Origin of the sequence: Streptomyces sp. NBC_00028, from assembly GCF_045041065.1 — a bacterium.
In the GTDB taxonomy this organism is placed as follows: Bacteria; Actinomycetota; Actinomycetes; order Streptomycetales; family Streptomycetaceae; genus Streptomyces.
This window is the reverse complement of record NZ_CP108293.1, coordinates 2,097,435-2,108,844: the sequence shown is the minus strand read 5'-3', so window position 1 is coordinate 2,108,844 and position 11,410 is coordinate 2,097,435. Positions and strand designations below refer to the sequence as shown.

The window sequence follows — 11,410 nt, the reverse complement described above, 5'->3', positions numbered from 1 at the left end:
GACCGCCCCTTCGCCGCGCCCGACCCGGGTGAGACAGGCGACGCCCCCTTGCTGGACCTCGCCGACGTGTCGTTCGCCTACAAGCCAGGCACGACCGTGATCAAAGGGCTGAACCTGACCGTTGCACCGGGAGAGTTCGTCTCGATCGTCGGCCCCTCCGGCTGCGGCAAGTCAAGCCTGCTGCGTCTCGTCGCCGGCTTCAGCAAGCCGGTCGACGGTTCCATCACCACGCACTTCCGCCGGCCCGACCGGCACGCCATCAGCATGGTCTTCCAGGAGGACACCCTCCTGCCGTGGCTGCGTGTGCGCGACAACGTGCTTCTGCACCAGCGGTTCACCGGCAGGCGGCGCAGCAGACAAGCCCAGGACCTGGCCACCTCATTGCTTGCGATGGTGGGGCTGGATGCCAAGGCCGACGCTTACCCGGCGCACCTGTCCGGAGGCATGCGACGGCGCGTCGCAGTCCTGACAGCCCTGGCCGCCGAGCCGGAACTCCTCCTGCTCGACGAGCCCTTCTCCGCCCTCGACGAACCCACCCGCGTGGGTGTCCACCGTGACCTGCACCGCCTCGTGCGCACATCAGGCGCCAGCGTCGTCCTGGTCACCCACGACCTCGGCGAGGCGATCTCGCTCTCAGACCGGGTCGTCATGCTCACGTCGCCTCCCTCGCGCGTGGCCGCCGAGTTCGACATACCGTTCGGCCCCGACCGGAACGTCAGCGCAGTGCGCTCCGACCCCGAGTTCCACACGCTCTACGCCCGCCTGTGGCAGGGCATGGGCGCGGAGGCCCCGGCGGGCGGTGAGACGCGATGACAGTAGAGCGACGACTGCTGCCCCGGGCAGAACGCACCGTCATCCAAGCCGTCATCGTCCTGGTCAGCCTGGCGCTGTGGGAGTACGTGCCGAAGGTCGACTTGGTCGCAGACCATGTCCGTTTCCTTGACCCCTACTACATCAGTTCACCCACCCAGGTATGGGCCAGCCTCAAGAGCCTGCTCGCCGGCGATGCCGGGAGCGGCAGCCTCTGGCCGTACTTCCGCACAACCCTGGTCTCGACGGTCGAGGGGACACTTGTCGGGCTGATCCTCGGCGCACTGGCCGGCCTGCTGTTCAGCAACAGCCACCGCCTCGCCGACATCTTCCGCCCCTTCATCGTGCTGGCGAACTCCGTACCGCGCATCGCCCTGATCCCGATCTCCGTCGTGATCTTCGGCCCGACGGCAACGGCCTCCGTCGTCAACGTCATCACCGTCGTGTTCTTCGTCGCCTTCTTCAACGCCTTCGAAGGCGGCCGCAGCATTCGCCCGGCAGTGCTGGAAAACGCCCAACTCCTCGGGGCCAGCTCCTGGCAGCTCATGCGCTCGATCCGGCTGCCGAGAGTGCTCATGTGGACGTTCGCCGCCGTGCCCAATGCCATCTCCTTCGGCCTGATCGTCTCGGTCACCACCGAGCTCCTGGCCGGAGTCCGCGGAATGGGCGTCCTCCTGCAGTCCGCGACGACCTACCTGCAGACGTCTCTGACCTTCGCGATCGTCATTCTCCTCAGCGCCATGGGGCTCGCCCTGTACGGCGGTGCCGTTCTGCTGCAGCGCCTCGTCCTGCGCTGGGAGGAGTGACCTCCCTCGAAGCCGCTGTATCCCTCCAAAACCCTCAAAGGAACGTCATGACCCGTATACGACCCACTCGTCTGGGCCAGGGCCTCGCCGCCGCGGCCGCCCTCGTCGCCATGACCACCGGCCTGGCCGCGTGCGGTACCGGCAACAGCGACTCCAGCAGCGCCACGGACACCGACGCGAACCCCACCCTCAAGATCGCGGTGGGCTCCAACGCCCTGAACTACCTGCCCTACTGGGTCGCCGAGTCGGACGGCCTGTTCGCCAAGCACCACGTCAAGGTCGACGTCGTCAACGCGAACGCCCTCGCCGTCGCCCCCGCCCTTCTCACCAGCGGACAAGTCGATCTCCTCATCAGTGCGTCCGGCCAGAGCGTGGCCGTCGCAGCCACCGGCAAGCCGGTGAGCATCATCGCCAACCTCTATGACTACTCGGCGCGAGGCGGAGCCTTCGTCGGCGGGCCGAAGGTCACCTCGATCAAGCAGCTGCAGGGCATGGGCTCGAACTGCACCCTGGTGACCACGGCGAAGGGCACGGCGACATACGCAGCCGCCAAGCAGTACATGCGCGCATACGACATCCGCTGCAAGGTCTCCGCCCTGGCCACGAACGCGCTGACCGTCACCAGCATCACCTCAGGCCAGGCAGATGCGGGGACCTTCGCAGCCGCCGACGGCGCGGCAGTCGTCGCCAAAGGCGGTCACTACCTCCAGAACCCGGCGACCATGACCGACGCCGAAGCCAACAAGCTCGTCCCCGCGCCCTTTCCCGCCCTCACCGTCACCGGCCTCAAGCCGACGCTGAAGTCCAAGTCGCAGGCCGTCGAGCGGTTCCTGGCCGCCATCAACGAAGCACTCAAGACGATCTCGTCCAGCACACCGGACGACCTGGCCACGTCCCTCTCCAGACTGCCCTACTTCACGGGCGTTTCCCGCGACACCATGACGCGGACGCTGCCCATCATCCTCAAGGCTGTCCCGACACCCGCCGCGGGAGGGGAGATCACCAAGGCTGCCTGGAAGGCGGCACTGACGAGCTACCACAAAGACTTCGATCTTCCCGGCTTCGACCCGTCCGCCCCGCAGTTCGCCTACAGCAAGATGATCGACATGTCCTACCTCAAGGCGGCACACGCGCAGTAGGTTTGATCGGCCGGGTCCGCCGCCGACTCCTCCGACAGGGCCCTGGACCCGGCCCGACCGCCGCGACGCGCAAAGCCGCGAGACAGACATTGACTATCGTCTGCTCGAGGTCGGACGAACGACGGGAGACACGCAGTGCAGGGCAACGACACGTCCGCCCATCAGCAGCCGGGACAGGCAGCCGCAAACGCGAAGACGCCGCATACGGCAGCAGCGACGACCGCCGTGCCCAGCCGACCGCAACGCGGACACCGCGTGAAGGCCGCGGAAAGCATCATGCAGACGCTGCGCGCCGACATCGCCTCAGGCGTGCTGTCGCCCGGTGCCCGGCTGCCCACGGAGCGCGAGCTGGCCGCCCACTTCGGTGTCAGTCAGCCAACCGTGCGAGAGGCCGTACGCGGTCTTGAGGCCATCGGACTCATCGAGAGCCGCCACGGCAGTGGCGTGTACGTCAACGCCAGCCGGCAAGACTTCGTCTCGCACAGCCTCCAAACGCTTCTGCAGATGCAGCAGGCGCACATCCTCGACGTCTTCGACGTGCGACGCGCCCTGGGCATGCACTCGGTCCGACGAGCATGCGAGGCCATCACCGCCGCCGACATCGAGGCGATGGAAGCCGCGCTTCGCCAGGCGACCGAAGCCACCGATCCCTATGCAATCGCCGACGGCCTCCTCGACTTCCAGATCACCTTCTCAGCAGCCGCAGGCAACGCCCTGCTCACAGCCATGGAGAGTGTCCTGATCAGGATCCTGCTCCAGATCCAGAACATGGCCTACGCCGACAAAGATGACGCCTGGCAACGCGAGTACGCGGCCGAACTCGTGGAGCACCGTCACGACGTCCTACGGGCACTGCGAGCCGGTGAGCACCAAGCCGTGGAACAAGCTTGGGCCCGGTACTTTGATGCCCAGCACGAGCGATTCCGACGCGACCCAGTCCTCTCGCACGTCACGCTCGACGATCGGCAAGCCATCGAAGCGGTACGCGACATCGCCATCAGCCTTGGACCACGACTTTCATCGTGAGCCTGAGGCGATCCCGCCCGAGCGCACCTCAGCGCGATGGCTGACGATCAGGTCAACTCCAGCGGTGGGGGAGAGGAGGGGGCGAGCCGGTACGAGCTCGCGCCGCCGGTTGTCAGGGCCCACTCAACGCCGTCTCCGGTGACATCTGCGACGGCACCCGAGCCAGCCGGAGCGCGGCGGAGTGCCGCGGATAACACCTTCCGACGGGACATGGATTCAGGGCGTGCTTTCGCGGGTGCGTTGACGGCCCGTCAGTACGGTGGGCATATCCGGCAAGGGGCGGAGGCAGATTTCGCGGGCCTCATCGGCGGACAGGCCGAACATGCGCAGAAGTTCCTCGGCGACCTGGTCGGTCGTATTGGCGTCGTCGCGTTCTGGGTGTGCGTGCAGGAACTCGCCGAGGCGCAGCATTGAGCCGGCCACGATGACCAGGACCGGCGCGATGTCGCGAGCGCCGAACCGGCCTGCGCGGACCGCGGCGTCGACGTCGCGACGCGCACGTGTTGCCACACCCTTGACCGAGCCGACGATGTCCAGCCCGCTCCTGAGAAGGACCTTGCTCAGCTCGGGGTAACGCCGGTGCAGACGGCCGGTCATACGGAAGTTCTGCGCGAATATGTGTGCCGGGTCGGCCAGCTCCGTCGTCAGCCCGTCCAACAGGCTCCCGTACATGTCAAGCGCGCTCTCGACCGCGACCTGGTAAAGCTCTTCCTTACTCTTGAAGTGGTTGTAGAACGACCCTGTCCCGACGTCGGCGGCCTGGGTGATTTCCAGGACCGAGACGTTCGTCCTGCCCGCGGCGATGAAGGCCTGGGCGGCCTGGACGAGGTCGGCGCGGATGCGTGCCTTCCGTCGTTCCACACGGTTCAGCGCACCCTCCGAGTACTGGGTCATTTTTCGCGCCCCTCTCCCTCCGCCTTCGATATGAGCTCCTCGTCACAGCTGATGAAAACATCATCCAGCCTCTTGACTGACGATAGCATCGCATGTGACGTTTTCATCAGAACTTTTGGAAGGGAGTCCCCATGGGTGGCCAGCAGGATCCACACAGGGATCTGCATAGCGAGCAGGGAGCACTGCGCGACGAACACCCAGGACGCGCGAGTGATCCGATCATCAAAGTCCACGACGTGGCATGGGTCGAGTTCGAGAAGCCCGACCTCAAGCGGGCCGAGGTGTTCGCCCAAGCCTTCGGGTTCACCGCCTCAGCGCGCACACCGGACGAACTGCAGCTGCGCGGCACAGACCCGGGTTCGCCCTGTGTGGTGATCCGCCGCGGCCCTCGGTCACGGTTCGTCGGATCGGCCTTCCGGGCCGCCGATGACACAGACGTCCTACGGCTCGCGGAGGCAACCGGGCGCAAGGTCGCCAAGCTGCCGGAGAGCCTGGGGGGCATCACCGTCGACCTGACGGATCCGAGCGGGTTCGAAGTGCGGGTTGTGTCGGGGACGCACCAACTGCCCGCACTGCCCGAACAGAAGCCGCTGACGTTCAACTTCGGACATGACACCGTGCGGCTGAACGCTGGCCAACGACCACCGCGGGAGCCCGTGAAGGTGCAGCGCATCGGGCACGTCGTCCTGCAGTCGACGAGGTTCCGCGCGGCACTCGACTGGTACCTGCACCACCTAGGCCTGATCGTCAGTGACTTCCAGTACTTCGACGGCCAGCGGGAACGAGGGCCGGTCATGGCCTTCATGCGCTGCGACCGAGGCAGCACCCCCGCCGACCATCACACCGTGGCCATGAACCTCGGCCCGTCCAACCGGTACGTTCACACGGCGTACCAGGTCGCCGACCTCGACTCGCTGGCCGCCGGCGGGCAGTACCTGCTCGAACGCGGCTACCAGCGGTCCTGGGGCATCGGCCGGCACATAGACGGCAGCCAGATCTTCGACTACTGGCGCGACCCCGACGGGTTCCTTGTCGAGCACTTCAGCGACGGTGACCTGTTCGACTGCACACTCGAACCTGGCTGGGGGCCCATGCGTAAGTCGCGCCTCCACCAGTGGGGGCCGCCTCCCTCCAAGGACTTCCTCGGCGTCAAGCCCGGCCGCGAATCCCTCCGCGAACTGCGCAGCCTCGTCTCCACCCTCCGCGAGGACGACAACGAGTTCGATCTCCACGCCGCCCGCGGTCTGCTGAGAGTAGGGACCACATGAGCACCTCCGTCGTGCGCACCGCCGACGCCTGGTGGGCCCTCACGCCCACCGGCGCCGCCCGCATCGCAACCGACGCCACGACCACCGCCGAACTCCTCGCCGACCGTGAGGCGATCGCGGCGGCGGCCACAAGCTCCGGCAGCGTCGACGTCGCCGATCTGGCCCTGGTCTCGCCGGTCACCAGGTCCGGCCGAGTCGTCGCCCAGATGACGAACTTCGCCTCCCACGTCAAGGACACCAACGGCACACCGGAATCCGTGCCGTTGACGTTCTTCCGCAAGGCATCAGGTTCCATCAGCGGCCCTCTCGACGACCTGATCCGGCCAGAGCATGTGCGCCTGCTCGACTACGAGGCCGAGATCGGCCTCGTGATCGGCCGCGAGATGCCGGTCGGCACGAAGATCACCGATGACAATCTCTCCGACTACATCGCCGCCCTGGTAGTGACCAACGACCTCTCGGCCCGCGACGTCCAACTACCCCAGACGCAGTTCTACGAGGCCAAGTCCTACCCGACCTTCACACCCGTCGGCCCCGCCCTCGTACTGCTCGACGCCGAGGAGCTCAAGCGGTTCACCGACCTGCGACTCAGGTTGTGGGTCAACGGCGAGCTGAGGCAGAACATGACCGCCGCCGACATGATCTACCAGCCCGTGGAGGCGCTTCGGAGCCTGTCCCGATTCCAGCGGCTCGACCCCGGCGACCTCATCCTCACCGGCACGCCCGTCGGCACGGCTCTCAGCGCTCCGCCCAAGCTCGTCCACCTCCTTGCCTCCCTGCTGCCCGAGCGCATCAAGTGGCAGCTCTTCTTCACGGGCCAGGCCAAGAACCCGAAGTACCTCAAGCACGGTGACGTCGTCGAAGTCACCGTGGGCACCGACGACGGCGCAATCGACCTTGGCAGGCAGCACACTGTCGTCAGAGACCGCCTGCCGGAAGGCTCGTGATGGCGCAGTCAACGTCCGGAAGACGCTCTTGTTGCCCCGTAGTCTGCCCTGGGCACCGCCCCGGAGCATGCCCGCCGGCGGACCTCTGGCCCGCTCGCCCGCGGGCGGCTGCCGGAACCTGAACAGCCGCCGAAAGAGCAGGACCCAGAGGCCCCCGCGGATGGCGCCGCATGCGCAGCCTCCACGACGGCAGAGCAGGACCGCCACCTGGTGAGCCCGGGCGTCATCTACCTGTCCTCGCTGAGAGCTGTCCGCTCATGGCCACGTACATTCATGTCATCACCCTGGAGCAGCGTGGTGATGATGCGGAGGTTGCTCCTCGGTGCTCTGCCCCAGCCGTTCGTATGACAGGCCGCACACCCGCTCACGAGTGCCTCGTACGCGCCACCCATGAGCGCTGCTTCCAACTCGGCGCCCCGCTCGTGGCCTTGTCCGCGCGTGGCAGCCTGCCCGGAGACGCTATTCCATCACTGCTGCGGGCTGTGCCTGAGATCCATCGGCCGAGTCCAGAAGGCCCCCGTCAGCGCGTTTGCCCGGGAGCACCAGGACCAGAAGAACGCCGAGTACCGTGGGAGCCATCAAGCTGTAGAACGTCCACCGAACCGGCAAGCCCGCGGCGATGATCCCCCCGACGATCAGCGGGCCGAGGACGCTTCCAACGCGCGACACCGCAAAATAGGTACCCACCGCCGAGGCACGGACCGTGGGCGGGAACCAGGTGCCCACGAACGCATTGACGATCGCGGCGGTTCCGCTTCCGCCGACGCCTGCAAGAGCCACCGCTGCGTAGACAGCTATGGTCGGCGGTCCGACGCTCAGAACGGCCAGAGCGATGACCCCGATGCCGAAGCCGGTGACCAGGACATGGCGCGGACCTATCCGATCCGCAAGCAACGACATCGCCACACTGCCGATGATCGCGCCTACGGACATCGTCGCGAGGAAGCCAAGGGAAGACGCAACCCCGTATCCGGCCGTCACCATGATCTGCGGCAACCAGGTGTTGAGGCCGTAGACGAACACCTGCCCGACAATGCCCACCGCGCCGAACAGCAGGAGATTCACGAGCAACGGCCGGCGTGCCAGAGCGCGCAGGTTCTTCCATCCGACTGTCTGGGATGATCCAGGGCTAGGCGGCTCCGCCTCCAGGGAGGGAACCGGCAGGTCACACCGGCGCGCGACCTCCTGCGCCTCATGGATCCGGCCCTGGGCCACCAGGAAGTCCACCGACTCGGGCAACACGACCGCCGCGACCGGGACGAGCACAAGCGGCAGAGCGGCGATCGCGTACATCGGCCGGAACCCGAAATCCGGTGTGATGGCGATGGTCAGCAGCGCCGACGCGATCGTGCCCATCGCGAAGCCGGCGTTCCCGATCGCGTTGAACAAGTAGCGCCGCGACGGCGGGGCAAACTCGACAGCCAGCGCGATGCAGACGGGTATCACGCCGCCGAGACCGATGCCGCCGAGAAGGCGAAAGAGCCCGAACAGCTCGCTCGTCGGCGCGGCGGCGCAGACGAGCATGCACGCGGAGAACCAGCTGGTGCAGAGGATCAGCATGCGCTTGCGGCCCAGCAGGTCCGTCGCGAAACCGCACAGCAAAGCCCCGATCAGCAGACCCACCAGGCCAAGGCTCGCGATCACCCCGACCTCGGCCGCGTTGAGATCCCACTGCCGATACTTCAACAACTCCGGGATGGTGGCGCCGAAAACCGACACGTCGTAACCATCGAAGAATATGATCATGCAGCAAAAAATGGGAACGAAGGCCCGCAATCTCCTGCCGCGCAACGGTTGGAACCGCTTCACTTTGTGCTCCTCATCATTGATGGCTGAATGCGCGAGAGGAATACCTTCCGTCCGAAACCGCGGGTATCGCCTCTGTCCTCCGATCGCTCGTATGCAGTTCACCGAGCCAAGGAGGACGTCCGGAAGCGTCCCCCTTGGGCAGGCGGCATGCGTCTGTCGATCTCCTCCCAACTTGCTGTGATGTCCGGATTGGCGGGTACCGCACCGCCCTCTCATGAGTTGACGACCAGGCCAGCCCTCGATCAACTGGGTGGCACGGCACGCAGCGAAGAAGACCGCGTCGACGCGAAATGTTGGGTGACCATATCTGCACGCAATTGGTGGGCATTTTCACCAACGGATGATGTCGCCTCCGTGGGCGTGGGTCGAAGTCGCATTTTGAACGGCAGCCATAGGTATTTCCTATATCCGCAGCTCTCCTGGCGACGTGGCCGGTCGAGGCGACCACGTGTCCCAGGTGCAGGGGAGTCGGTGCCGCGGCAAGGACGAATTCTGGTCCTTGTGCGCCGCGATCGCCCGGTACGCGACGCTGCATCGACACCATCGTGCGATCCGCCTTGCTGGCAACCCGGATACCCGCAGGCCCGAACAGTCTCCGTGCGACGAAGCCGGTGGGTGGACTGCTCCTGGGGTCCGGTTTCTCGGCGCCCTTGACTGCCCGCGCCTTCACGGCCACTGGGCACTACGTCATCAGCTTCGCCATCCAGCAGCTCCGTCGGGACCCGAAGAGCAGGTGCAGTGCCCCGCGGTGCCCTCGAGGTCGGCGGCACGCCAGTGGCGCGTGGTGGGGAAGCGGGCCGCCTGCGGAAATGGGGTTCTCGCGTCCGCTTGGCTGCGCCCGGCTTGCTCTCCCTCCAATAAACGGCTACGGTGTAGCCATAAACGAAACGGGTGGCTTGCCACCTGGGGTCTAGCAGCCATCTGTGACGTCAGGCGGCGCCCATCGCGACTGCCGCACTCCAGTGGCTGACAGCCCGACGGTCCGGCCGCTGCTCCATCCGGTCCATAGCCACCTGCCGCCGCATGCGGACGCGTGGTCCAGTTCGAGAACCCCCACAGCGCATTACGGCCCCCGGCCGTTCCTCCGCACCATCGAATGAGGTTGATCACCATGACCGAACAGCACCCCCGGCACGCTCGACAGAGCGACATTGACGTACTCGTCGCCGGAGCCGGTCCGACCGGCTCCACACTGGCGGCCGACCTGCTGCGCCGCGGCCTGAGTGTCCGTGTCGTCAACAAGGCGCCGCACGCCTTCGAGGGCTCCCGCGCCAAGGGGATCCAGCCCCGCACCCAGGAAGTCCTCGAGGACTTCGGCGTGCTGCATGAGGCGCACGCGGAGGGAGGCCCCTACCCGTTGGCGGGACTCCACCTCGGGCCTGTCACCGCGCCCTGGAAGATGCAGCAGCGCAGCAAGCCGACCCCGGACATCCCCTACCCGAACATCCTGCTCCTGCCGCAGCACCGTACCGACGCGATCCTGCACCGTCTGCTCGAACGTCTCGGCATGAGCATCGAGTACGGGGTCGCCCTGGAAGGCTTCGAACAGGATGCCGACGGCGTCACCTCGACCCTGTCCACCGGCGAGCGGGTCCGCAGCAAGTACCTCGTCGGCGCCGACGGCGGCGCGAGCGCCGTCCGTGAGGCCACCGGTCTCGGATTCGTCGGAGAGACCGACGACTCCGACAAGACCCTCATCATCGACTGCACGATCGACGGACTGTCGCGCGACCGGTGGCACATGTGGCCCCGCGCGTCCGCGGCGGCATGCCCGCTGCCGCACTCCGACCAGTTCCAGGTGATGATCCGGCTGAAGCCGGGCGACACGCCGAACCTCGACCACGCCGCTCTGGCCGATCAGTTCCACTCACTCGTGGGTCTCAAGCTCCGTGACATCACCTGGGTCTCGGTGTTCCGGCCCAACGTCCGCCTCGTCGAGCACTACCGCCAGGGCCGCGTCTTCCTGGCGGGTGACGCCGCGCACGTGCACACCCCGATGGGCGCGCAGGGCCTCAACACCGGTTTGCAGGACGCCTACAACCTGGGCTGGAAGCTCGGCCAGGTGATCGCCGGCGCCCCGGACAGCCTTCTGGACAGCTATGAGGCGGAACGGCTCCCGATCGCAGCGGGCGTCCTCGGCAAGTCCAGCGAGCTCTACGAGAGCCTGAGCAAGCACAGCGTCTCCGGCCTGAAGCGCGACGACGAAGAGCGCCAGCTGGGCCTCACGTATACCGGCGGTCCGCTCGCCCCCGCCGATGCTCCAGCCACCAAGACTCTGCACGTGGGGGACCGTGCACCGGACGCGCCGTGCACCGCGCCCGGCACCAGCCGCCTCTTCGACATCTTCCAGGGGCCGCACTTCACCCTGCTGGCCTTCGGCCCCAACGCCGCCGAGGCGCTGCCCAAGCTGACGTGGCCCACCGAAGGTGCCGAATTGCAGCGCTACGCCGTCCGCGACGGGCGCGGGATCGACAGCGGCTTCCTCACCGACAGCACCGGCCAACTGAGCCGCATCTACGGGGTGGACGGCGATGCGCTGGTCCTGGTCCGGCCGGACGGGTACATCGGCGGCATCGTCACGGCCGACTGGACGGCCTCTTTCGCCTCCGTCGCCAAGGCGTTCACCCCCAGGTGACGCTTGCCGCTCGGGCCCGGGAACTGCAAGGCCCATACGGTGAGAAACCGACCCCACCAGCTCAGCTATCGCGTCG

Annotated in this window: 9 protein-coding genes; 7 read left to right on the top strand and 2 right to left on the bottom strand. The window is 66.8% G+C overall.

Translation table 11 applies throughout. From position 1 onward, the window contains the following. Positions 1 to 48: 48 nt before the first annotated feature. The 4 genes from OG885_RS09280 to OG885_RS09265 all read left to right on the top strand — a co-directional run bounded on the left by OG885_RS09280 (position 49) and on the right by OG885_RS09265 (position 3,781). A complete protein-coding gene (locus OG885_RS09280) occupies positions 49 to 813 on the top strand; it encodes an ABC transporter ATP-binding protein (protein WP_405728860.1) in 765 nt (254 codons plus the stop codon). Beyond that, positions 810 to 1,616 carry an ABC transporter permease gene (locus OG885_RS09275; protein ID WP_405728857.1) on the top strand — a complete coding sequence of 269 codons (807 nt, stop codon included), beginning with the start codon at positions 810 to 812 and terminating at the stop codon, positions 1,614 to 1,616. Before OG885_RS09280 ends, OG885_RS09275 begins: the two co-directional genes overlap by 4 nt. A gap of 47 nt (positions 1,617 to 1,663) precedes the next feature. Then, positions 1,664 to 2,755, top strand: a complete 1,092-nt coding sequence (locus OG885_RS09270; protein WP_405728854.1) for an ABC transporter substrate-binding protein — start codon at positions 1,664 to 1,666, stop codon at positions 2,753 to 2,755. 135 nt (positions 2,756 to 2,890) lie between these two features. Then, positions 2,891 to 3,781 (top strand): FadR/GntR family transcriptional regulator, encoded by an 891-nt coding sequence (locus tag OG885_RS09265; RefSeq protein WP_405728851.1) that lies wholly within the window; start codon positions 2,891 to 2,893, stop codon positions 3,779 to 3,781. A gap of 216 nt (positions 3,782 to 3,997) precedes the next feature. Here the strand turns inward: OG885_RS09265 and OG885_RS09260 are convergent, their stop codons facing one another. Further along, positions 3,998 to 4,675 carry a TetR/AcrR family transcriptional regulator gene (locus OG885_RS09260; RefSeq protein ID WP_405728848.1) on the bottom strand — a complete coding sequence of 226 codons (678 nt, stop codon included), beginning with the start codon at positions 4,673 to 4,675 and terminating at the stop codon, positions 3,998 to 4,000. 131 nt (positions 4,676 to 4,806) lie between these two features. Between OG885_RS09260 and OG885_RS09255 the strand changes: the two genes are divergently transcribed. Next, entirely contained in the window at positions 4,807 to 5,943 is a 1,137-nt protein-coding gene (locus tag OG885_RS09255) for a VOC family protein (RefSeq protein ID WP_405728845.1), read from the top strand. Next, positions 5,940 to 6,890: a fumarylacetoacetate hydrolase family protein gene (locus OG885_RS09250; protein WP_405728842.1), complete on the top strand. Its 951-nt coding sequence runs from the start codon at positions 5,940 to 5,942 to the stop codon at positions 6,888 to 6,890. Before OG885_RS09255 ends, OG885_RS09250 begins: the two co-directional genes overlap by 4 nt. A 459-nt stretch (positions 6,891 to 7,349) precedes the next feature. On the opposite strand, the gene OG885_RS09245 is transcribed toward OG885_RS09250, so the two are convergent. Continuing rightward, entirely contained in the window at positions 7,350 to 8,636 is a 1,287-nt protein-coding gene (locus OG885_RS09245; RefSeq protein WP_405728839.1) for an MFS transporter, read from the bottom strand. 1,174 nt (positions 8,637 to 9,810) lie between these two features. Between OG885_RS09245 and OG885_RS09240 the strand changes: the two genes are divergently transcribed. Next, on the top strand, positions 9,811 to 11,334 hold the full coding sequence (locus tag OG885_RS09240) for an FAD-dependent monooxygenase (RefSeq protein ID WP_405728836.1): 1,524 nt from the start codon (positions 9,811 to 9,813) through the stop codon (positions 11,332 to 11,334). The last annotated feature ends 76 nt before the right edge of the window (positions 11,335 to 11,410 follow it).

Bases quoted from the DNA above. Each gene is read 5' to 3' on its own strand.
- OG885_RS09275 (WP_405728857.1), top strand. From the start codon at position 810: ATGACAGTAGAGCGACGACTGCTGCCCCGGGCAGAACGCACCGTCATC.
- OG885_RS09270 (WP_405728854.1), top strand. From the start codon at position 1,664: ATGACCCGTATACGACCCACTCGTCTGGGCCAGGGCCTCGCCGCCGCG.
- OG885_RS09260 (WP_405728848.1), bottom strand. From the start codon at position 4,675: ATGACCCAGTACTCGGAGGGTGCGCTGAACCGTGTGGAACGACGGAAG.
- OG885_RS09255 (WP_405728845.1), top strand. From the start codon at position 4,807: ATGGGTGGCCAGCAGGATCCACACAGGGATCTGCATAGCGAGCAGGGA.
- OG885_RS09250 (WP_405728842.1), top strand. From the start codon at position 5,940: ATGAGCACCTCCGTCGTGCGCACCGCCGACGCCTGGTGGGCCCTCACG.
- OG885_RS09245 (WP_405728839.1), bottom strand. From the start codon at position 8,636: ATGATCATATTCTTCGATGGTTACGACGTGTCGGTTTTCGGCGCCACC.
- OG885_RS09240 (WP_405728836.1), top strand. From the start codon at position 9,811: ATGACCGAACAGCACCCCCGGCACGCTCGACAGAGCGACATTGACGTA.